22 protein-coding genes are annotated in these 22,957 nt (G+C 31.2%); 20 read left to right on the top strand and 2 right to left on the bottom strand.

Annotated features, from left to right (window positions below):
* Positions 1 to 58: 58 nt before the first annotated feature.
* From Q0J35_RS00605 to Q0J35_RS00680, 16 genes are all read left to right on the top strand, one after another.
* Positions 59 to 256, top strand: a complete 198-nt coding sequence (locus Q0J35_RS00605; RefSeq protein ID WP_297192023.1) for a major outer membrane protein — start codon at positions 59 to 61, stop codon at positions 254 to 256.
* A 13-nt stretch (positions 257 to 269) separates the two neighbouring features.
* Positions 270 to 1,379: an ABC transporter substrate-binding protein gene (locus Q0J35_RS00610; protein WP_297192025.1), complete on the top strand. Its 1,110-nt coding sequence runs from the start codon at positions 270 to 272 to the stop codon at positions 1,377 to 1,379.
* A 12-nt stretch (positions 1,380 to 1,391) separates the two neighbouring features.
* The gene (locus tag Q0J35_RS00615; RefSeq protein ID WP_297192027.1) at positions 1,392 to 2,276 is read left to right on the top strand and encodes a branched-chain amino acid ABC transporter permease; all 885 of its coding nucleotides are present in this window, start codon (positions 1,392 to 1,394) and stop codon (positions 2,274 to 2,276) included.
* Positions 2,277 to 3,296 carry a branched-chain amino acid ABC transporter permease gene (locus Q0J35_RS00620; RefSeq protein WP_297192029.1) on the top strand — a complete coding sequence of 340 codons (1,020 nt, stop codon included), beginning with the start codon at positions 2,277 to 2,279 and terminating at the stop codon, positions 3,294 to 3,296. It abuts the gene before it with no gap.
* On the top strand, positions 3,293 to 4,078 hold the full coding sequence (locus tag Q0J35_RS00625) for an ABC transporter ATP-binding protein (RefSeq protein ID WP_297192031.1): 786 nt from the start codon (positions 3,293 to 3,295) through the stop codon (positions 4,076 to 4,078). Before Q0J35_RS00620 ends, Q0J35_RS00625 begins: the two co-directional genes overlap by 4 nt.
* Positions 4,065 to 4,760, top strand: coding sequence for an ABC transporter ATP-binding protein (locus Q0J35_RS00630; RefSeq protein ID WP_297192033.1), 696 nt, complete (start codon positions 4,065 to 4,067; stop codon positions 4,758 to 4,760). Before Q0J35_RS00625 ends, Q0J35_RS00630 begins: the two co-directional genes overlap by 14 nt.
* A 62-nt stretch (positions 4,761 to 4,822) precedes the next feature.
* Positions 4,823 to 8,056: a cytochrome c biogenesis protein CcsA gene (gene ccsA, locus Q0J35_RS00635; RefSeq protein WP_297192035.1), complete on the top strand. Its 3,234-nt coding sequence runs from the start codon at positions 4,823 to 4,825 to the stop codon at positions 8,054 to 8,056.
* Between the two features lie 10 nt (positions 8,057 to 8,066).
* A complete protein-coding gene (locus Q0J35_RS00640; protein ID WP_297192037.1) occupies positions 8,067 to 8,510 on the top strand; it encodes a hypothetical protein in 444 nt (147 codons plus the stop codon).
* Between the two features lie 4 nt (positions 8,511 to 8,514).
* On the top strand, positions 8,515 to 9,792 hold the full coding sequence (locus Q0J35_RS00645; RefSeq protein WP_297192039.1) for a sigma-54 dependent transcriptional regulator: 1,278 nt from the start codon (positions 8,515 to 8,517) through the stop codon (positions 9,790 to 9,792).
* An 11-nt stretch (positions 9,793 to 9,803) separates the two neighbouring features.
* Positions 9,804 to 10,832 (top strand): aspartate-semialdehyde dehydrogenase, encoded by a 1,029-nt coding sequence (locus tag Q0J35_RS00650; RefSeq protein ID WP_297192041.1) that lies wholly within the window; start codon positions 9,804 to 9,806, stop codon positions 10,830 to 10,832.
* Positions 10,829 to 11,332, top strand: coding sequence for a YqhA family protein (locus tag Q0J35_RS00655; RefSeq protein WP_297192043.1), 504 nt, complete (start codon positions 10,829 to 10,831; stop codon positions 11,330 to 11,332). Before Q0J35_RS00650 ends, Q0J35_RS00655 begins: the two co-directional genes overlap by 4 nt.
* 3 nt (positions 11,333 to 11,335) lie before the next feature.
* Positions 11,336 to 11,683 carry a competence protein TfoX gene (locus tag Q0J35_RS00660; RefSeq protein WP_297192045.1) on the top strand — a complete coding sequence of 116 codons (348 nt, stop codon included), beginning with the start codon at positions 11,336 to 11,338 and terminating at the stop codon, positions 11,681 to 11,683.
* A 62-nt stretch (positions 11,684 to 11,745) separates the two neighbouring features.
* The gene (locus Q0J35_RS00665) at positions 11,746 to 12,474 is read left to right on the top strand and encodes an amino acid ABC transporter ATP-binding protein (protein WP_297192047.1); all 729 of its coding nucleotides are present in this window, start codon (positions 11,746 to 11,748) and stop codon (positions 12,472 to 12,474) included.
* Positions 12,475 to 12,483: 9 nt separating this feature from the next.
* Entirely contained in the window at positions 12,484 to 13,263 is a 780-nt protein-coding gene (locus Q0J35_RS00670) for a transporter substrate-binding domain-containing protein (protein ID WP_297192049.1), read from the top strand.
* A gap of 39 nt (positions 13,264 to 13,302) precedes the next feature.
* Entirely contained in the window at positions 13,303 to 13,998 is a 696-nt protein-coding gene (locus Q0J35_RS00675; protein ID WP_363315688.1) for an amino acid ABC transporter permease, read from the top strand.
* Between the two features lie 5 nt (positions 13,999 to 14,003).
* On the top strand, positions 14,004 to 14,660 hold the full coding sequence (locus Q0J35_RS00680) for an amino acid ABC transporter permease (protein WP_297192051.1): 657 nt from the start codon (positions 14,004 to 14,006) through the stop codon (positions 14,658 to 14,660).
* A 49-nt stretch (positions 14,661 to 14,709) separates the two neighbouring features.
* Here Q0J35_RS00680 and tcuB read toward each other — a convergent pair whose 3' ends face one another.
* Together tcuB and tcuA are read right to left on the bottom strand one after the other, a co-directional pair.
* A complete protein-coding gene (gene tcuB / locus Q0J35_RS00685) occupies positions 14,710 to 15,774 on the bottom strand; it encodes a tricarballylate utilization 4Fe-4S protein TcuB (protein ID WP_297192053.1) in 1,065 nt (354 codons plus the stop codon).
* A gap of 3 nt (positions 15,775 to 15,777) precedes the next feature.
* Complete coding sequence (tcuA, locus tag Q0J35_RS00690) at positions 15,778 to 17,178, bottom strand: FAD-dependent tricarballylate dehydrogenase TcuA (protein WP_297192055.1); 1,401 nt, start codon at positions 17,176 to 17,178, stop codon at positions 15,778 to 15,780.
* A gap of 307 nt (positions 17,179 to 17,485) precedes the next feature.
* Between tcuA and pheS the strand changes: the two genes are divergently transcribed.
* From pheS to Q0J35_RS00710, 4 genes are read left to right on the top strand one after another with little or no spacing between them, the layout of a single operon-like run.
* Positions 17,486 to 18,478, top strand: coding sequence for a phenylalanine--tRNA ligase subunit alpha (gene pheS / locus Q0J35_RS00695; RefSeq protein ID WP_297192057.1), 993 nt, complete (start codon positions 17,486 to 17,488; stop codon positions 18,476 to 18,478).
* On the top strand, positions 18,475 to 20,805 hold the full coding sequence (gene pheT / locus Q0J35_RS00700; protein WP_297192059.1) for a phenylalanine--tRNA ligase subunit beta: 2,331 nt from the start codon (positions 18,475 to 18,477) through the stop codon (positions 20,803 to 20,805). Before pheS ends, pheT begins: the two co-directional genes overlap by 4 nt.
* Positions 20,802 to 22,085, top strand: a complete 1,284-nt coding sequence (gene aroA, locus Q0J35_RS00705; protein ID WP_297192061.1) for a 3-phosphoshikimate 1-carboxyvinyltransferase — start codon at positions 20,802 to 20,804, stop codon at positions 22,083 to 22,085. Before pheT ends, aroA begins: the two co-directional genes overlap by 4 nt.
* Positions 22,075 to 22,908 (top strand): 4-hydroxy-3-methylbut-2-enyl diphosphate reductase, encoded by an 834-nt coding sequence (locus tag Q0J35_RS00710; RefSeq protein WP_297192063.1) that lies wholly within the window; start codon positions 22,075 to 22,077, stop codon positions 22,906 to 22,908. The genes aroA and Q0J35_RS00710 overlap by 11 nt, the downstream gene beginning before the upstream one ends.
* The last annotated feature ends 49 nt before the right edge of the window (positions 22,909 to 22,957 follow it).

The raw sequence follows: 22,957 nt of genomic DNA on the forward strand, positions 1-22,957 counted from the left end.
GTTTTTAAGATAATAAATTATAAAATATACTAAATTTTTTTAGATACAAGGAGAAAAAATGAGAATATTGCTTGTATTGACGCTTTTTTTCACTAGTTTTTCTTTGGCAAAACCGCTAGAAGAAGCTATAAAAAATGTGGAAATAAGTGGAGAGATTAGATATAGATACGAACATAGTAATAATGACAAGATGGTAGCTCCTAGAAATTCAGATGGAGCTAGAACTAGAATGAATATTACTATACCATTAAATTAAAAAGGAAATTTGTATGAAAAAACTAGTATTATCTACACTATTTTTAGCTAGTGTTTTATGTGCTAAAGAAGTTAATATAGGTGTTGTTTTACCCCTTACAGGTGCCATTGCTAATTATGGTCAAGATGTTTTAAGCGGCATAGAAATAGCTAATAAAATGGTGCCAAAGCTTGAAGATGGGACTTCTGTTAAGATTATAGCCTTAGATACAAAGGGAGATAAGGTAGAATCTTCAACTGCAGCTTTAAGACTTGTATCTCAAGATAAGGCTATAGGTATCATAGGAGAAGCCATCACAACAAATACTATGCAGGTTATACAAGTTGCAGAAGAAAACAAAATTCCTATGATAGCTCCTGTTGCTAGTGGTGATAGGTTGCTAGATAATAAAAAATACTCAAGTAGAGTATGTTTTACAGATAGTTTTCAAGGCGGAAAATTAGCTGATTATGCTGTAGATAGCTTAAATTTTAAAACTGCTGCCATAGTTATAGATCAAAGCAACGTTTATTCTTTAGGGCTTGCAAAGGTTTTTGAAGCCCAGTTGAAAAAAAGAGGTGGAAAAGTCCTTAAAAAATTTATGATAAGTTCAAATGATAAAGATTTTAAGGCTATTGTATCTCAACTTAAAAGCGTAAATCCTGATTTTGTATATTTACCGATATATCATCCAGAAGCTGCATTGGTAGTAAAACAAGCTAGAGCAGCTGGTTTTACCAAACCTTTTACAGGAGCTGATGGTTTAAATAACAAAACATTTATAGAAATAGGTGGCGAAGGAGCTGAAGGAGTGATATTTACCGATGCCTTTGATTCTGCTAATCCTAGCACAAAGATTGGAAAAGATTTTGTTTCTTTTTACAAGAAAGAGAAAGGAAGTCAAATAGTTCCTGCTTTTTCTGCAATGGGTGCTGATGCTTATATGGTTTTTGTAAATGCTATGAATAAGTGCAAAAATTCTTTAACTCCAGAATGTGTAAATAAAGAAATTCGTAGCACTAAAAATTTGCAAACAGTTGGCGGGGTTGTAAGTATAGATAGCAATGGTAATGCTATGAGACCTGTTGTTGTTAAGCAAATAAAAAACAAAGAACAAGTTTATAAAGCTACTATAAATCCTTAAGGTATTTTTCTTATGGATTTACAACAAATCATCAATGGGTTTAGCCTAGGCTCTATGTATGCACTTATAGCCATAGGCTATACAATGGTTTATGGAGTTTTAAGGCTTATTAATTTCGCACACGGTGAAATTATGATGGTAGGAGCTTATTGCTGTCTTTTTTGTGTTTCAGCTATGAATGTTCCGTTTTTAGGTGCTATTTCTTTGGCTATGATTTTTGCCGCTTGTGTTGGTATAGCTATGGATAGGATAGCTTACAAGCCTCTTAGAAAAGCTCCTAAAATTTCACTTTTAATAACTGCTATTGCCATAAGTTTTTTTATACAAAATCTTTTTCATATAACTTTTGGTTCGTCTCCGAGACTTTTTCCCGTTCCTAAATACTTAGAAGAGGTTATACAAATAGGATCTTTGAGTATATCTGTTGCAACTGTTTGCGTTCCTATTTTGACTGTTGTGATATTATTTATACTTCTTTTTATTCTTTATAAAAGTAAATACGGTGTTGCTATAAGGGCTTTAGCTTTTGATATACATACTGTAAATTTAATGGGAATAGATGCAAATAAAATAATAGCTTTGGTTTTTGCTATAGGTTCTGCTTTAGCTGCTATTGGAGGTATATTTTGGGTTGTAAATTATCCTTCTTTAGATCCTAATATGGGAGTTTTGATAGGTTTAAAAGCTTTTGCTGCTGCTGTTTTAGGAGGCATAGGCTCTGTTGTTGGTGCTGTTTTAGGTGGGCTTATAATAGGTTTTACAGAAGTGGGAGCTGTTGCTTTATTTCCGGAGTTATCCGGCTTTAAAGATGCTTTTGCTTTTATTTTCTTGGTTTTTATTTTACTTTTTAAACCCAGCGGTATTTTGGGTATAAATTATGAAAAAAGTAGGTTTTAAATGTATGTAAATAAAGCTTATCATCTAGCATTTTTGTTAATAGCTATAGCTTTTATCTTTATATCTCCTTATTTTTTTAGTGATTATGGTATGAGAATTCTAAATAATATAGCTATATTCAGCATTTTAGCTGTTTCATATAATCTAATAAATGGAGTTACGGGACAGTTTAGCTTAGAACCAAATGGATTTGTGGCTATAGGTGCTTATGCCACTGCTATAATGCTCTTAGGCTCCGATGCTAAAAGTGCTCAATTTATGCTAGAAGAACCAAATTCATTTATAATGGCTATACATTCTAGCAACTTTTTTGTAGCTCTGCTTTTTGGCGGTTTTTGTGCTTTATTGTTATCTTTTATACTTTCTTTTGCTGTATTTAGAGTTAGAGGCGATTATTTAGCCATAGTAACTCTTGGTTTTGGTATAATAATCAAGCTTTTTGCTATAAATTTTCCTTCTATAACAAATGGATCTTTAGGGCTTATGGATTTGCCATCTCATTCAAATATTTATTATACCGGTATATTTGCGATTGTTACTGTTATTTTAATTTTAAATTTGGTTTATTCTAAATATGGTCGTGCTATGAAAGCAGTAAGAGATGATGAAGATGCGGCTTTAGCTATGGGTATAAATACTTTTTGGATTAAAAGTTTAGCTTTTGGCACATCTGCCTTTTTTGAAGGAGTTGGCGGAGGGCTTTTGGCTTGTCTTTTAACTACCGTATCCCCAGAACAGTTCGAATTTTTGCTTACATTTCAATTGCTAATCATCATAGTATTAGGAGGTTTAGGCTCCACTAGCGGTGCTATTATAGGCACTATTTTAGTTTTAGGTGGTGCTGAATGGCTTAGATTCTTAGATGAGCCTATGAATGTTTTTGGTTATGAAAGTGAAGCTCTGCCGGGTCTTAGAATGCTTGTTTTTTCTCTTGTGCTGATATTAATTATGCTTTTTGCAAGAAAAGGTATAATGGGAGATAAAGAATTAATATACTTTTTAAAAAGGAAAAAGAAGTGATACTTAGCCTAAGAGATATTACTAAAAATTTTGGTGGCGTCAAAGCTATAAGCAACACTTCATTTGATATAAAAGAGGGTGAAATTTACGCTGTTATAGGTCCAAACGGTGCAGGTAAAACAACTCTTTTTAATATAATTACAGGAAATTATAAACCAAGTTCTGGCAAGGTATTATTTAAAGATAAGGATATAACTAAGCTAAAAGCACATAAAATAGTCAAGCTTGGCATAGCTAGAACTTTTCAAAATATAAGACTTTTTTCATCTATGACTGTGCTTGAAAATGTGCTGATTGGCTTTAATAATAGCATAAATTATAGCGTATTTGAGGCATTTTTGCATTTAGGTCGTTTTAGAAAAGCTGAAAATTTAGCTAAAGACAAGTGTTTAGAAATTTTAAAGGAACTAGATATAGAGCATTTGGCTAATGAAAATGCCATTTCTTTAAGTTACGGTCAGCAAAGAAAAGTTGAGTTAGCAAGGGCAATGGCAACAAATCCTAGCTTACTTTTGCTAGATGAGCCTGTTGCTGGTATGAATGGGGCTGAAAGCGATGAGTTGGCAAGTATAATATTTAAATTAAGAGACAAATATAAGCTTAGCATTTTGCTTATAGAACACGATATGAAATTTGTCAATACTCTTTGTGATAGGGTTTTGGTGCTTGATTATGGTAAGTCAATTTTTGAAGGAGACATAAAGGACGCCGTTTTAAATAAAGATGTAATATCTGCTTATCTCGGAGACATAGAAAATTTGGAGAATTATGTTAGTAGTTAAAGATTTATACGTTTATTATAATTTAGTTGAGGCGGTGAAAGGTATAAATTTTGAGGTAAAAACTGGACAAATAGTCAGCCTCATAGGATCAAATGGAGCCGGAAAGACATCTACTCTTAACGCACTTTTAAACTGTGTAAAAAGAAAAGGAGAGGTAAATTTCTTAGGCTATGATACCAAAAGGCATTTGCCACACAGTCTTGTTCAAAGAGGTATAGCTTTGGTCCCAGAAGGAAGAAGGGTGTTTATAAATTTGACCGTTGAGGAAAATTTAAAAATAGGTGCTTTTAATAATGATGAAAATTACGAGCATTTAAAGGAGCAAATGTATAAAATTTTTCCTAGATTAAAAGACAAAAGAAATGCTTTGGCAGGGAATTTAAGTGGGGGTGAAGCTCAAATGTTAGCTATATCCAGAGCCTTAATGAGTGAGCCAAAGCTTTTGATGCTTGATGAACCTAGTTTGGGACTTGCTCCTAAAATAGTTGCGGAGGTTTTTCAAACTATACTTAGATTAAAAGAGGAGGGCATAACCGTGCTTTTAGTAGAGCAAAATGCTTATTTGGCATTAAAAAGTAGCGATTATGCTTATGTCTTAGAAAATGGTAAGATCACTATGCAAGATGAAGCAAAGAATTTAATAGGAAATGATGATATACGCAAAAAATACCTTGGATTGTAAAACATTAACTTCTCTTTACTAGAATTTCTACTTTACAAGATATTTTATTGTTTAGGATTTTTATGAAGAATGCGTTTTATAACTTTGGAAGTTTGCTTATATCAGTAGTATTATTTTTGATATTTGCTTTTGCTTGTGCTATTGCTACATTTATAGAAAGTGCTTACGGAACACCAACTGCTTGGGCTATGGTGTATTCTACATTGTGGTTTGGCTTTATACAATTACTTTTGGGTATAAATTTAGTTTGTGCTATATTTAGATATAAAATGATAAACAAAAATAAAATTCCAATGTTGCTTTTTCATATTTCATTTTTATTTATATTATTGGGTTCTATATTTACTAGATATATGGGTTTTGAGGGTATACTTCATATAAGAGAAAATGAAGAAAATTCCTTAATCGAAAGCTCAAAATCTTTTATAAAATTTTCCACATTAAAAGACGGTGAAGTTTATGGAAAATATATACAAAAAGATATAGCTTTACTGCCATTTGTGAATAATTTTAATATAAATTTAGATTTAGATGCAGATGAAGCTGTTTTAAGATACAAAAATTTATTATTAGATGCTAAGGAAGTTTTTGTAGAAGATGAAAATTCTTCAGCACTTTTATCTATGATGCTTAGTTTAAATGGTGAAGCAAGAGAGTTAATCTTTAGCAAGGGAGAAGTAAAAAATATAGCCGGTGTGAATTTTTATTTTATGAGCGATGAAAAGCCTGTATCTCCTTATGTTTTAGTAGATGAAAATTTAAAATTAAGCTCTGATAAGAATATAAAATTTTTAAGTATGGCAAGTGGTGAAAATTCTGTCTTAAAAGCTGGCGATTTTGCTGACACATCTGAAAAAAGACTTTATGATTTTGGGGTTTTAAATTTTGTTATCAAATACGCATCTAAAAATGCTAGAATAGATTTAAAGGGTTCAAATAGGTTACAAGATGAAAGTTTTTTACATTGGCTTAAAAGCATATCCTTAGAATCTTTTAGAACCATCTTAGTTTCATTGTTTGGTGAGCCTCAAAAATGGCAAAATTCAAGTCTTAGCTTTTTGAAAGATTTTGCTATGAGTAAGGATTATCAAGCATTGAGATTAGGCAATAATGCTGTAAATGCTTTAGAATTAGAACTTGAATATAAAGGAGAAAAAAGCACTTTTTATGTTTTAGAGTATTCTGGAGCTAAGAGAGTAAATGTTGCCGGTCAATCCTTTTTTATATCTTGGGGAAAACATATACACGATTTAGGTTTTTCTTTATATCTTAAAGATTTTATTTTAGAAAGATATTCAGGTTCTATGTCTCCAAAATCATATGAAAGTTTAGTTGAGATAAGAGATGGGGACTTTAAACAGGAGGCTAGAATTTTTATGAATAACGTCCTAGACTATAAAGGATATAGATTTTTTCAAAGTTCTTATGATCAAGATGAAAAGGGAACTATACTTTCAGTAAATCAAGACCCTGGTAAATTAACTACATATATAGGCTATACTCTTTTATTTTTGGGTATGTTTTTAAATCTCTTAAATCCTAAGTCAAGATTTAGGCAGTTAGCTTCTTTAGTTAGTAAGGACTCTTTAAAAAATTCTGCCCCTTTAATACTTATTTGTATTTTATTTTTTAGCACAAATGTAAAAGCACAAGATTTGCCTAATATAAGCAAAGAGCATAGCGATAAATTAGCTGCTTTAGTTTTGCAAAAATTAAATGGAAGAATGTCTCCTTTTGATACTATTTCTAAAGAAATTTTAGAAAAACTTTATAAGGATACAAGTTATAAAGGTATGGATTCTAACGCTGTCGTGCTTTCTATGCTTATGAATTCAAAGGCTTGGAGTGAAGAGGATATTATAATAATGCCTAGAAATAAAGCCGTTAGAGAGGAAATAGCTAAAATTTTATCTATAGAGCCTGCAGATTATATAAGCTTTGCCGATTTTTTTGATGAAAAAGGACAATACAAACTAGCAAAATATGCTGAAAATTCAAATAGAAAAGCACCTAATGCAAGAGGTGTGTTTGATAAAGAGATTATAAAACTTGATGAAAGAGCTAATATAGTAAATTTAGCATTTCTTGGGGAGCTTTTTAGATTCTTGCCAAAACAAAATGATAGCAACAATGCTTGGCTGACAAGTTATGAGGTGCTTACTAAATTAAGTGGAGAGGAAAAAGAAGTAGCAGTTGTTTTGCTTGATAATTATTTTACTTCTGTTAAAAATGCACTGCAAAGTGGGGATTGGAATGATGCAAATAAAGCTTTAGACAATATAAGTGCATACCAAAAGAAATTTTCAGCCCAAATAATGCCTAGCGAAGGTAAAATTTATGGTGAAATTTTTATGAATGAAAGCAAGCCTTTTGTGAAGCTAACTCCTATTTATCTTTTAGCAGGACTTCTTTTGTTGATATTAATAATTGCTAAAATGTTAAAGCCAAAATTAAACATATCTTTAATCTTTAAGATTGTTTATGCTATAAATGTTATAGCCTTTATACTTCATTCAGCAGGTCTTGCGATGAGAGCTTATATAGCAGAGCACGCACCTTGGAGTAATGCTTATGAAAGTATGGTATATATAGCGTGGGCTTTAGCTTTGAGTGGAATTTTCTTTTCAAGAAAAAGCCCTATTGCTCTAGCTTTAACTTCCATACTTTCTGGCATTGTTTTACAAGTCGCTCATCTTAGTGAAATGGATCCACAGATAACAAATTTAATGCCTGTGCTTGATTCTTACTGGCTTGTTATACATGTATCTGTAATTACTGCTAGTTACGGATTCTTAGGTCTTTGTGCTTTGCTTGGTATTTTTGTTTTATGTTTATTTTGTTTTATGAAAAAGGATTCAAAACATAATGAAAACATAGCAAGAAACATACTCGAAGCTACTAGAATCAATGAAATGGCTATGATACTAGGACTTTGTTTGCTCACAGTTGGAAATTTTTTAGGTGCTATTTGGGCGAATGAAAGTTGGGGAAGATATTGGAGTTGGGATTCAAAAGAAACTTGGTCATTGGTTAGCATTTTAGTTTATGCTTCTATTTTACATATAAGAATGATACCTAGTCTTTCAAATCAATACAATTTCGCACTTTGTTCCATGTTTGGGTATTGGTCTATAATAATGACTTATTTTGGAGTAAATTATTTTTTAGTAGGCATGCATTCTTACGCTGCTGGAGAAGCGGTGCAAATACCTAGTTATGTTTATTATGGCTTTTTATTGATGATAGTTTTGGCACTGTTTAGTTATAGAAAAAAATCCTTTGCGAAAAGACTGTAAGGAGGCTTAATTGAATAATTCTTTTTTAGCTTTTATTTTCGTAGTTTTAGTTGTTTTAATTATAATTTTTTGTTTTATTGTGCTTTCTTATCTAAGAAAAAGAAATCCAAGTGCTATAGAAAAAACGGTTGCTAAAAAAGCTGTTACTTTAGATCAACTTTTCAATGAAATAGCAAATCCAAAATTAAATTCTGATGATATACAAAAAATAATTTTAAAATTTATAGATAGTCAAACTTTGCCCAGCAAATTTGGAAAAAAACTAAGTGCTGATGCTAAGAAAAAGCTTGAATTCGTAACAGCTGTCGCGGTTCATCAAAACGCAAGTGCAAAAAATATAGCCTTTTTAAATAGAGAGTTAAGCAAAAGATACACCGCTTACAAGCAAGATATATTAGCATACGAGCAAATAGGACTTGCAAAAAGAAATATAATAGAAGCTAGGTCTAGGTAATATTATGAATATAGTTATTGTAGAAGACGATATAAATATGAGAAAATCGCTTGAAATAGCTTTGGCTGAATTTGAGGAATTTAGCATAAAAAGCTATAAATCAGCTACAGAGGCTTTAAAAAAGATAGATGATAATGTAGATCTTATAATCACAGATATAAATATGCCAGGAATTGACGGTATAGAATTTGTAAAATCTTGTGGAAATAAATATGATTTTATCATAATAACAGGCAATGCTACTTTAAATAGAGCTATCGAGGCAGTTAGGCTTGGAGTTAAAGACTTTTTAACTAAGCCATTTGATATACAAACCTTGGTACAAGCTATCAAAAGAGTTAAGGTAATAAGGCAAAAAAGTGCAGATAAAACAAATCTTAAAACTACGCAAAATGATTTTTTTGCCTCATCAAAAGCACTAGATGAAGCATTAAAGTTAAGCTTAAAGGTCGCACAAACTGATGCTAGCGTTATGTTTTTTGGAGAAAGTGGAGTTGGAAAGGAACTTTTTGCAAATTATGTGCATAAAAATTCAAAACGTTCTTCAAAGCCTTTTATAGCCATAAATATGGCAGCAATTCCCGCTAATTTGATAGAAAGTGAGCTTTTTGGTTTCGAAAAAGGAGCTTTTACAGATGCGAATTCTACCAAACAAGGTCTTTTTGAATTAGCAAATGATGGAACATTATTTTTAGATGAAATAGGAGAAATGCCTTTTGAAATTCAAGCTAAGCTTTTAAGAGCATTACAAGAAAGAGAGATTACAAGGCTTGGTGGAACAAAAAGTATAAAGATAAATGTTAGAGTAATATCTGCAACAAATGCGGATATAGAAAAAAAGATTAAAAATAATGATTTTAGAAGTGATTTGTATTACCGTTTAAATACTGTTCCTATACAAATTCCCCCATTAAGACAAAGAAAAGATGAAATTTTTGGTATAGCTCAAAGGGTGTTAGAAGATACTTGCAAAGAGTATGGATTTGACAAAAAAAATCTAAGCGATGAAGCGAAGAAAGCTTTATTAGATTATGATTATCCGGGCAATATAAGAGAGCTTATATCTATAGTGCAAAGAGCTTGTATTTTAAGTGATGGTAGCACAATCAGTGCTGATGATTTGTTTTTAGAAGCTAGAAAGGCAAAAGATATTAAAGATATGGAAAAAGAGCTTATACTAGAGGTCTTATCAAGCACTAATGGTGATGTTAAAGAAGCTGCAAAAATTCTTGGTATGAGTGAAAAGAAAATAGAAGAAAAAATAAAAATATATACAAATTAAAAAGGTTAGATATGAAAACATTTAGGATAGCTATAGTTGGGGCAACAGGTGCAGTCGGAGAGGAGCTTTTAAGAGTTTTAGAAGAGCAAAAATTCCCAGTTGCAAGCATATTGGCTTTAGCAAGTAAAAATAGCGTAGGAAAAAAGGTAGAATTTAAAGGTGAAAATATACCAGTAAAAGAGCTTAGCAAAACAGTTTTTAAAGAAAATCCAGTAGATATAGCTTTTTTTTCAGCAGGTGGTTCTATATCTGCTGAATTTGCCAAATATGCAGTAGAAGCTGGTGCTGTAGTGATAGATAATACAAGCTATTTTAGAATGGATAAAGATGTGCCTTTAGTTGTGCCAGAAGTAAATTCAGATGATATAAAACTTTATAAAAAAACAGGCATAATAGCAAATCCAAACTGCTCTACAATACAAATGGTGCATATCTTAAAGCCACTTGATGATCTTTATGATTTAAAAAGAGTTGATGTAAGCACATATCAAGCAGCTAGCGGGGCTGGTATGAAAGGTATGAAAGAATTAAGCGACGGTTTGCAAAGTTTTTTTGCCTTTAAGCTGAATGATTTTAAAGCGAAAGTTTTTCCTTACACTCTAGCCTTAAATTTAATACCTCAAATAGATTCTTTTGATGAACTTAGTTTATATACAAAAGAAGAGCTAAAAATGGTAAATGAGACTCAGAAAATTTTGCATAAAAAATTAGCTATTTCAGCGACTTGCGTAAGAGTTCCTGTTTTGCGTTCTCATAGCGAGAGTATGAGCCTTACATTTAAAAAGGAAGTAGATTTAAATGAAGCTAAAGAAGCACTTAAAAAACATAAGCATATAAAAGTTATAGATGATATAAAAAAACAAAAATATCCTATGCCTCTTTTCACAAGTGATACAGATGATACGTATGTTGGTAGGATGAGGCTTGATTTAAATTCTAAAAAGATACTTCATCTTTGGTGTGTTGCTGATCAAATTCGCGTGGGAGCAGCCACAAATGCCGTTAGAATAGCTAAACAATTTATAAGATTGAAAAAATGAGTAGATTTTTTGAATCTTTATTGGTAAAGTGCAGATTTGTAACTATACTTCCCGTCATATTTGCCTTACTTGGCACTTTTGTTTTATTTATCATAGCTTCTTATGATGTTATCAAGGTTTTGCTTTATACCTTTGAGTATTTTGTTTCTGAAAATTCAAACATAGATTTACACGAGGATATAGTAGCTCTTTTGGTTGGGGCTGTTGATCTTTATTTAATGGCTTTGGTGCTTTTTATTTTTTCTTTTGGCATATATGAGCTTTTTATATCAGAAATAGAAGATTTTAAAGGTTTAAAACAGTCAAAAGTATTGGAAGTTCATAGTCTAGACCAGCTAAAAGATAAATTGGCAAAAGTAATAATTATGGTTTTAATAGTAAATTTTTTTCAAAGAATTTTACAAATGAAGCTTGATAATATGCTTGATATGGCATACTTAGCCCTTTCTATATTTGCTCTTTGTTTGGGACTTTACTTTTTGCATAAGGGCAGTCATTAATATATGCCTTCATCTACTGTTTTTAAGGATTTTGTTTTAGAGCAGCTTTATCTTTGCACGAATGCTTACCATTTTAGTGCTAGAAAGATGTTTGGAGAATTTTGCATTTATATACACTCTAATGGTGAGAAAAAAGCACTTTTTTTGATATGCGATGATACTGTTTTTTTAAAACAAAACGATAAATTTAAAGATATTTTAAAAGATAATGATTTATCACCTCCTTTTAAAGGAGCTAAACCTTGGTATGTGATAGATATAGAAAATTTAGAGCTTTTAGAGATGATTATTAAAGATGTATTTTTGTTTTTAGAACCTTTAAAGATTAAAAATAAGAAAAAAATACCGTGATTTTATTGTCTTATTGAATTTCTTTTGATAAACTTTTCAAGCGTAGAATTTAAGGAGTAAAATTGATACAACTTCAAAATGTAAATAAATATTTTGGCACTCACCATGTTTTAAAAGATATTAATCTTACTATAGGTGAGGGTGAAAAATTAGTTATTATAGGTCCAAGCGGTAGCGGAAAAAGCACTACTATTAGATGTATGAATGGGCTTGAAGATATAAGCTCTGGCAAGGTTATTATAAACGATATAGAACTTAATCATAAAAGTAGGCTTGAAATTTGTAGAAAATATTGTGCTATGGTATTTCAGCATTTCAACCTCTACCCGCATATGACTGTTTTGCAAAATTTAACATTAGCCCCTATAAAACTTCAAAAAAAGAGCAAAAAAGAAGCAGAGGAAATAGCTTATAAATACCTAAAAGTTGTTGGTTTGGAGGAAAAAGCTAGTGTTTATCCAAATTCTTTAAGTGGCGGTCAGCAGCAAAGAGTCGCTATAGCTAGGTCTCTTTGCACTCAAAAGAAAATCATACTTTTTGATGAACCAACTTCTGCACTTGATCCCGAAACAGTGCAAGAAGTCCTTGATGTTATGAGGACAATATCTCACGAAAAAGGCACTACTATGGTTGTTGTTACGCACGAAATGGGTTTTGCTAAGGAAGTTGCAGATAGAGTTGTATTTATGGAAGATGGTAGGATTGTAGAAAGCGATACGCCAAAAAATTTCTTTGAGAATCCAAAAAATGAGAGAACAAAGAATTTTTTAAGTAAAATTTTAACACATTAAGGAGATTTTATGAAAATTTTTAACTTAAGTTTTTTAAGCTTTTTGCTTATTTTTTTTGTAGCTTGTGGTGGGCAAGAAAGCTCTTCTGGCAATACTCTTGACAAGATTAAACAAAGAGGAGTGTTAGTAGTTGGCGTTAAAAAAGATGCTCCAAATTTTGCTCTTTTAAATCAAGAAAGCGGTCAAATAGAAGGCTTTGAGATAGATATGGTAAAGATGCTTGCAAAGGAAATTTTAGGAGATGAAAACAAGGTAAAATTAGAAGCTGTAACAGCAAAAACAAGGGGTCCTTTACTAGACAATGGAACTCTTGATGCCATTGTTGCAACTTTTACTATAACTGATGAAAGAAAAAAAACATATGATTTTTCACAGTCTTATTACAGCGATCCTATAGGATTTTTAGTATTGAAAGAAAATGGATTTACCAGCTTTAAAGATCTTAATGGAAAAGTCATAGGTGTTGCTCAGTCTGCTACTACAAATAAAGCTGTTGAGGCTGCTGCAAATAAACTTGGTATTAAGGTAGATATAAAAGAATTTCCTGATTATCCATCTTTAAAAACCGCCCTTGATTCAAAAAGAATAGATGCTTTTTCTGTTGATAAGTCTATATTAAGAGGATATTTAGATGATAAAAATGTCATATTAGATGATAATTTAGATGCACAAGAATATGGCATAGCTACTAGAAAAAGTGATCCACAATGGAGCAAATTTGTAAGCGATTTTGTTTCAAACAATAAACAAGTTATTGATGAATTAGCTGTTAAATGGAATTTAAAATAATCTTAAGCTAGGTAAAACCTAGCTTTTTAAAGGACTATCTTGGATAATAATTCACCATTTGCTCTTTGGAGATGGCTTGACACCTTGTCGAATTTTTCTAATTTTTTAGAAGGCTTTTCTTATACTTTGTCAGTTGCTTTTTTAGCACTTTGTATAGCTGTTGTTATGGGTGTTTTTCACGCTCTTTTAGCTACTTCTAAATTTATGATTTTAAAAATTTGGGCTAGAATTTATGTAGAATTTTTTCAAAATACACCACTTCTTATAAATCTTTTCTTTTTGTATTTTGTTTTACCTATGATGCCTGTTGTTGGTGTTACACTTGATGTTTTTACTATAGGTGTAATAGGCATAGGAGTTTATCACGGAGCTTATATGAGCGAGGTTGTTAGGGCTGGTATTTTATCTATCCCAAAGGGTCAATTTGAAGCAGCACGGTCTCAAGGCTTTAGCTATATTCAATCTATGCTTTATATTATTTTGCCGCAAACACTTAAGATAATATTGCCCCCTTCTACAAATCAGGCTATAAATCTTATAAAAAATACCTCTGTTTTAGCCATTATAACAGGAGCAGAGCTTATGTATAGAGTGGATTCTTATGCACAGTCAAGCCTTAACTATGCTCCAGCTTATATTATAGCTGGTGTTCTTTATTTTACAGTTTGTTATCTTCTTTCTTTTTTTGTTAGAAGATATGAAGAAAAACTTAAAAAAGTGCATTTATCAAGGTAAATTATATGAATATTATAAATTTTTACGCACTTTTAAATGGTCTTTGGCTAACCATAGTTATGGCTTTTTTTGCTGCCACTGGAGCTATAATTTTTGGTTCTATTTTAGCTGTTTTAAGAAATTATGCTAATAACGGTTTTTTAAAAATTTTAGGAATTTTATCTTCAGCTTATATAGAAATTTTCAGAAACACTCCCTTGCTTTTATGGATGTATGCTTCTTGTTTTGTTTTGCCTATTTTGCTTGGCATACCTGCTAATTATGCAGTTTTAGGAACTATAGGCTTATTTTTATACACTAGCTCTGTTATGGCAGAGATAATAAGAGGCGGTCTTAATGCTATCCCAAAGGGTCAATTTGAAGCAGCACATGCACAGGGTTTTTCTTTTTCATTTACACTTTGGTATATAGTTTTTCCTCAATGTTATAAAAAGGTAACTCCTACTATATTATCTCAATGCGTAACAACTATAAAAGATACTTCATTTTTAGCCGCTTTAAATGTTTCAGAGCTTACCAATGTTTCAAAAGACATTCTTAGCTCTCTTAAAGATTTTAATCAAATAGTTTCTGTTTTTATTACAGTAGCAGGTCTTTATTTTATAGTGTGTTTTTCTTTATCAATTTTAGTTAGATACTTATCAAGACATAACCACTACTAGTTTTAGATACTAAATAATTTGTGCTTAAGTAAGCACAAATTTATATTTATTAATGTTCATCTTCTGCATTAAATTTTAGTAATGCTATGAAACGGTAGAACATATGCACAAATTTTGAATATGGAATAAGTATAAAAAATACTAGCACCGTGCTTAAATGAAACCAAAGCACATAAGAAAGCATAGCACTTTCTCTTAAAAACATCAAAACAAGACCACTTAAACTAACTATAAAAAGCATAAGTATAAAAACATAGTCCATAGCTACGGTTTCTTCATCTATTATATTTTTATCAGCACCAAGCTTTATAAAAAATAATCCTAAAGTGCCTATACACAATAAAATTCCACCGATAGTTCCAAAAAGTTTTGGAAGTTGTGTTATATCATAAGGTGCAAATATGTGTAAAAAGTGATGATAAAATGCCGCTAAACTAGTGGCTATAAAGCAAAATAAAAAACCATAAGCTGTAAAATGATGAAAATATCTTCTTATATTGCTTCTTTTTTCATTAGGGTAGGTGCAGCCTTCAGCCTTATGTCCTCCTAGGTATTTAAGGCTTAAAGCATCTTTTACGCTTTTAATAAATACCGTTGCATTTATATTGCTTAGCCCTATGGCTCTTGAAAATTTCACAAAGCTAAGAATTAAAACTAAGGCTACAAAAAGCGATACTAATGTAAAAACAGTTACCATATATTCATAAGATATTATTGCAAAGAAATTGCCATTTGCGTTTGTTTGAGATGTTGAAGCGGCAAAAAAACCTATAAAAATAGCTACTACAAGTAGTATGCTAGTAAGCCAAGCATTTTTATCAAAAGCTTTTCCTAAAAAATTTGGACACGCATATTTTTTGTAACTTTCCTTTCTGACTGAAGCAAATTGTTTTGGTATAGAAACGTTAAATTCGTGAGGTGGTGCATATTGACAGTCATAAAAACACTCACTACAGTTATGGCATAAATTTGCTAGATAATCTACATCTTGAAGTGAAAAATCCCTTTTCTTTTCCATAGCTGGAAAAACAGCACAAAGTCCCTCACAGTATCTACAAGAATTACATATTATACAAGATTTTGTAGCGTCTTCATAAATTTTACTTATCTTCATTTTTTATCCTTTTATTAAATCAAAAGCATTTTCACCGGCAAGTCTTCCAAAAACAGTGCCTATACTCATACCAAAACCGGCTACATAGCCTTGAGTTAGTATGTTTCCAGCCATTATTTCTCCAGCGGCAAATAAATTATCAAATAAAGTTTCATCATCGGCATACACCCTAGCATTTTTATCAACCTTAACACCCATATAAGTAAAAGTTACACCAGGTCGTAAAGGATAACAATAAAAAGGAGGAGAGTCAAGCCTTAAAGCCCAATGAGTTTTGTCTATTGTAAGTCCTTTTGTGTAGCAATTATCTTGTATTGTATGATTAAATTCTCCATCAACTACAGCTTTATTGTATTCATCAACTGTATTTTTAAGTGAATTTATATCAAGATCCATTTTTTGAGCTATTTCATCTATGCTATTACAAACTATAGGTGGAAAAAGAGAAGGCATATAGCATTGCTGCACCTTTGAATCGGTTATCGAATAAGCTATTTGATCTTCTTCATTTGCAACAAGCCTTCCCCATATAGCATATCTTTTAGGCCAAAAATCTTCTCCTTCATCATAAAATCTTTTTGCTTTTTTATTTACAACAATTCCCAAAGAAACGCAATCCACACGAGATGCTATACCACCGTCATATTTTGGTGTTCTTGCATCTATAGCAACCATATGCCCTTGGGTTGGGTCTCCTATTATCTTAGCCTTATTTTTTTGCAAAGATTTTAACATCTTTCCTTGATTAAATCTTGTTCCTCTTATTATGAAATTTCTTGCTTTTTCTCCCCAAGCTTCCTCAAGCCATTCTAAATTTGATTCAAATCCACCGCTTGCTATAACAAACGCTTTAGCTTTGAAAGAAACTTCTTCGTTTTCCTTTTTATTTAAAACTAATACCTCTTTACAAGTTTTTCCATCAAATACTAAGTCTTGAGCCTCAAATTCATAATAAATATCTATCCCTAGTTCTTTAGCACTATTAAAATATGCATTAACTAAAGATTTTCCTCCACCTAGAAAAAAGGCATTTGTTCTACCAAGATGCAAAGTCCCTCTCATAGAAGGTTGAAATCTTACTCCGTATTTTTTGGCAAATTCTACTGCTTGTGGTGTTCTAGATATAACAAAACGGGCGTATTCTTCGTTTGTTTGTCCCTTTGTTACCTTAAATACATCTTCAAAAAATTCATCCTCACTATAAGAATCCGTCAAAACATCTGTTGGTTCATTATGCATTGAACGTAAATTTCTTGTGTGTTGAGAATTACCGCCACGCCACTGTTTTGATGAGCTCTCAAGCACGGCTATCTTCAAAGAACCTTTACTAGCAGCACTTATAGCTGCACATAATGCCGCATTACCAGCACCTACAACTACTATGTCGTATTCAAAAGTTTTCATATCTGCCCCTATTTATTCTCTTGATTTTATAATTATAGGATAATTTTGATAAAAAAATATCCAAATATATTTTTTTGTATGCAAAAGTATTTTTTTAGTTACGAAATTACATTTTTTAGCATTTTAATCAGCAAGTAATATTAAAGCTGTAATGTGTAAAAAATATACAATATAAAATTCATCTTAATTAATTTAAGTGTTTAGTATAATTTATTAATTATGTAGTTTTAAAAGATATTTTTGTTTTGAAAAGTAATAAATTTTTTGCTACAATAACCGTAAAATCAAGTTTTTTTGAAAGAGAGATATGCAAAGTATTATCGATAAAATACAGTTATGTTCTAATTTGCAAGAGCTAGAAGATATAAGACTTGCTATATTAGGAAAAAAGGGTAAGCTCACTAAGAAATTTGCAGAGCTTAAAAATTTAGATGAAAGTGAAAAAAAGATTGTAGCTTCTAAGTTAAATAAGGAAAAGGAAGAGTTTAACAAGGCTTACACTAAAAAGTTAAAAGACTTAGAAGATGAAAATTTAAACATTAAGATGAAAGAAAATGTTTTTAATTTCGAGTATTTTGATGTTAAATCTAGCACAGGAGCACTTCATCCTATAAGCCAAACTATGCATAAGATAATAGAATATTTTGTATCCTTAAATTTTAGCATAGAAAGCGGTCCATTAATAGAAGATGATTTTCATAACTTTGAAGCCTTAAATTTACCAAAATCTCATCCTGCAAGAGATATGCAAGATACTTTTTATTTTAAGGATAAGAGATTATTAAGAACACATACTTCACCTGTTCAAATTCGCACCATGCTTTCTCAAAAACCACCCATTCGAACTATAGCCCCCGGTGCAGTTTTTAGGAGAGATTTTGATTTGACGCATACTCCTATGTTTCATCAGATAGAAGGGCTTGTAGTAGATAATGGACATAATGTTTCTTTTGCAAATTTAAAAAATGTTTTAAATGAATTTTTACTTTATATGTTTGGAGATGTGAAAATTCGTTTTAGACCTAGTTTTTTCCCTTTTACTGAGCCTTCGGCTGAAGTTGATATATCGTGCGTTTTTTGCAAAGGAGATGGTTGTAGAGTTTGCAAAGGAACTGGTTGGCTAGAGGTGCTTGGTTGCGGTGTGGTAGATCCTAATGTTTTTAAATTTGTATCCTATGAAAATGTTAGTGGATATGCTTTTGGATTAGGCATAGAAAGATTTGCTATGCTACTTTATAAAGTGCCTGATTTAAGGTCTATGTATGAAGGAGATTTGAGACTTTTGGAGCAATTTAGATGATATTTACAAGAACCTGGTTGGGTGAATTTTTAAATTTAGAAAACAAAAACTTAAACGATATAGTAGTTGCTTTAAATTCCATAGGTATAGAAGTTGATTCTACTAAGAGCTTAAAGGTAAGCGATAAGGTTGTAGTTGGCTTTGTCAAAGAAAAAACTAAACACGAAAATGCTACCAAATTAAATGTATGTAAAGTGGATATTGGCGATGAGGATTTGCAGATAGTGTGCGGTGCTTCAAATGTCGATGAAGGTCAGTTTGTAGCTGTAGCTTTAGAGGGTGCTAAAATTGGCGATATGACAATTAAAAAAACCAAGTTAAGAGGGGTTGATTCTGAAGGTATGATTTGCTCTAGCACGGAGCTTGGTTTTGAAAAAATAAATGATGGCATTATGATACTTGATGATAGTATAGGTGTTTTAGAGCTTGGCAAACAGCTTAATGCCTATCCTACCTTCAATGATGATTTCATAGAGGTAGAACTCACCCCAAACCGTGGTGATTGCTTAAGCGTATATGGTGTAGCCAGAGACTTAGCAGCTTATTTTAATGAGAATTTACAAAAAAGGAGGGTCTTTTTAGAGCCTAATAATACTATAGGAGTTGGAAGAGTATTGAGGCTAAATATAGATAATAGTTTAAATAGCATATTTAATTTCAGAGTAGTTGAATTTAATGGTAGCTTAGACATTCCTTTGCTTTTAAAGCTTAGATTAGCTTCTATTGGCTCTCTTAAAGATGATGATATATTAAATTATTTTTCATACGCCACGCATTCAACAGGTGTTATTTTCAATGCTTACGATTTTAACAATTTAGCTCAAAACGAAGATATAGTTAGTTTAAATATTTCAAAGCTTGAAAATGGCGAAAGTGTAATTACTTGCAATGATGAAACTGTAAGTGTAACTGGAATTTATCAAGAAGAAAAATTTTCTATAAACAAAAACACAAAACTTGCAGTTATAGAAGCACACTATACTTTTCCTGAAATTGTAGCCTTGGCTAAAGATTTTTACAAAAAACAAGATTTAGAAACTATCTATAGAAGTTTTAGAGGTAGTGAAACAGATCTTGAATTTGGAGTATCTTATCTTTTAAGCAAAATGACGCACTGTCCTAACATCAGTATTTATACATCTTCGCACAATATAGGCTTTAGCAAAGACAAAACAGAAATAAAAATAAATGTAGAAAAAATTTGCAAAACTATAGGTGCTGAAATAGGCGAAAATGACATAATTGATATATTAAAAAGACTTGGTTTTGAGATAGTTGTTTCTAAGGAAGGGCATTTATTTTCCGCTAAAGTTCCGTATTACAGATATAGTGATATAAAAAATTTAGCAGATATATGCGAAGAAATAGTAAGAATGATAGGCATAGATAACATACAAGCTAAAAGATCTCTTGTTGTTGAGAAAAATAGGCTTGATAATTCTACTTATAAGACTTATAAAAAAGTTTATGATTTAAAACAAAGATCTGTTTTAAACGGATACTTTGAGAGTATTCATTATGTTTTAGATAGTAAAGAGGAGCTAAAAAAACTTGGCTTTGAAACTGTAAGTCTTGAGCTTTTAAATCCTATAACACAAGAATTAAATTCCTTAAGAACTACCCTTATAAATCATCTTTTAAATTCGGCTTCGTTTAATTTGAAAAATTCAAAAAAAACAGTGAAGCTTTTTGAGAGTGGTTCAGTTTTTGATTCAAACGCAAATGAATCTGCAAAAATGGCATTTATAAGTTGTGCCTACAAAGAAGAAGCAAAAATTTCAAATAGAGCAAAACCAGCTTTAGTAGATTTTTACACTTTTTTAACAGAGCTTAGAAATATATTGGGAGATTTTCAATTAAAAAATTCCTCTCTTTCTTTTTTAAGCCCATACGAGCAAGCCTTTATATATAAAAATGGAATCAAAATAGGCTTCGTTGGTCGTTTGCATTTGGCTTTGGAGAAAGAAAGAGATTTGTTTAATGCTTATATTTGTGAATTTAGCTTAGATAAGTTTGACTGTGTTGATAAGGTTGCACATATGTATTCTAAATTTCCGAGCGTAAGCAGGGATTTAAGCATCTTAACTCCTAAAGATTTTGGTTATGAAAAAATTAAAGAATGTATAAAAGAGCTTAATATAGATATTTTAACAGATTTTAGACTAGTTGATATATATAGCGATGAAAGCTTAAAAGATAAATACAGCATAACAATAAATTTTATTTTTCAGGATATGAATAAAACTTTAGAAGATTCTGAAATAGTTTCTTGTATGGATAAAATTATAACTGTCTTAAAAGATAAATTAGGGCTTAGCTTAAGATGAAAATATCAGCCTTAAACAGTTTTGATATTAGCTTAGAAGATGTGGCTTCTGATAAGAGCATAAGTCATAGGTTCGCTATTTTTTCACTATTAGCAGAATCTAAAAGCAAGGCTAGTAATTATCTTTTGGCAGAGGATACCATAAATACTCTTAAAATTATTAGTAAGCTCGGAGCTAAGGTTAGCAGACAAGGATCTTTTGTAAGCATAGAGCCACCTAAAAAAATACTTTCTCCAAATGAAGTGCTTGACTGTGGAAATTCCGGCACCGCTATGCGTTTAATGCTAGGATTTTTAAGCGGAGTTGAAGGCTTTTTTGTTTTAAGCGGGGATAAATATCTAAATAACCGTCCTATGAAGAGAATTTCAAAGCCTTTAAATGATATAGGAGCTAGAATTTTTGGTAGAGATGATGCAAATTTAGCTCCCCTTTGCATTGAAAGCAAATCAAAATTAAAAGGCTTTAATTATAAAAGCGAAATTTCATCAGCCCAAGTAAAAACAGCACTGATTTTAGCAGCCTTAAGTTCAGATTCGAATTCTTATTTTAGTGAGATTAGTTTAAGTAGAAATCATAGCGAAAATATGCTTTTAGCTATGAATGCACCTATATCTGTTTCAAATGATGGTTTAAGCATAGCTATACAACCATTAAAAAAACCTCTAAAACCACTTGATATAAGCATACCAAACGATCCATCGTCCGCTTTTTATCTCGTTTTAGCTGCCATTATATTGCCAAATTCTAAGATTTGTATTAAAAATATCCTTTTAAACAAAACCAGGATAGAAGCCTATAAAGTTTTAGAAAAAATGGGGGCTAAGATAGAATACAAATTTTATGATGATAGCTTTGAGAGTATAGGAGAAATTTATGCTCAAAGTTCTAGTTTAAATTCTGTTGAGGTGTGCGAAAATATATCTTGGCTTATAGATGAAGCACCAGCTCTTGCCATAGCTTTTTCTTTAGCTAAAGGCACTAGTGTATTAAGAAATGCCAAGGAACTTCGCGTCAAAGAAAGCGATAGGATAAAAGCTATGGTTGAGAATTTAATAAAATGCGGTATAAACGCTAAAGAACTTGATGATGGCTTTGAAATAATAGGCTCTAAGCCAAAATTTGCAGTTATAGATAGCTTTGGAGATCATAGGATAGCTATGAGTTTTGCTATACTCGGTCTTATTTGTGGTATGCAAATCAATGATAGCGATTGTATAAACACTTCTTTTCCAAATTTTAAAAATATATTAGAAAAAATAGGAGCTGTTGTTGAAGATTGAATTAGCCAAAAACTATGGCTTTTGTGTTGGAGTAAAAAGAGCTATAAAAAAAGCAGAAAGGATAAGAGACGCTGCTACAATAGGACCTCTTATACATAATAACGAAGAAATAAATAGACTAAAAAACAAATTTAATGTAAAGACCTTGCAAAACATAAGAGAATTAAGTGATGAAAAAAAAGCTATCATAAGAACTCACGGTATTACAAAGCAAGATTTAGCCGAGCTTAAAAAGAAAGATATAGAAATTTATGACGCTACTTGTCCTTTTGTCAAAGAGCCTCAAAGTATATGTGAGCAAATGAGTGAGCAAGGTTATGATGTGCTTATTTTTGGAGATAAAGAACACCCTGAAGTAAAAGGTGTAAAGAGTTATGTAAGCACAAATGCCTATGTTATATTAGATGAAAAAGAACTTGATGGTATAAAATTGCCAAACAAAATAGCTGTAGTAAGTCAAACTACGAAAAAAGTTGAAAAATTTATGCAAATAGTGAATTATCTTCTTTTAAGAGTAAAAGAAGTGAGAGTGTTTAATACCATATGCGACGCAACCTTTAAAAATCAAGAAGCAATAACAGAGCTTTCAAAAAGAAGCGATGTTATAATAATTGTCGGAGGTAAAAATTCCTCAAATACAAAGCAGCTTTTTTTAATCGCAAAAGGAAATTGCGATAATTCTTACTTGATAGAAACTCAAGATGAGCTTAAAAAAGAGTGGTTTATAGGTAAAAAACATTGTGGCATAAGTGCTGGAGCTAGCACACCTGACTGGATTATAAAAAAAGTTATAGAAAAAATAGAAAAAATGACTGATATTTAACTATAATTAAAGAAAATATAAGTTAGAATCTCTAACTATTTAACTATTT

The sequence above is a fragment of the uncultured Campylobacter sp. genome (genome assembly GCF_944323605.1).
Classification (GTDB): Bacteria; Campylobacterota; Campylobacteria; order Campylobacterales; family Campylobacteraceae; genus Campylobacter_D.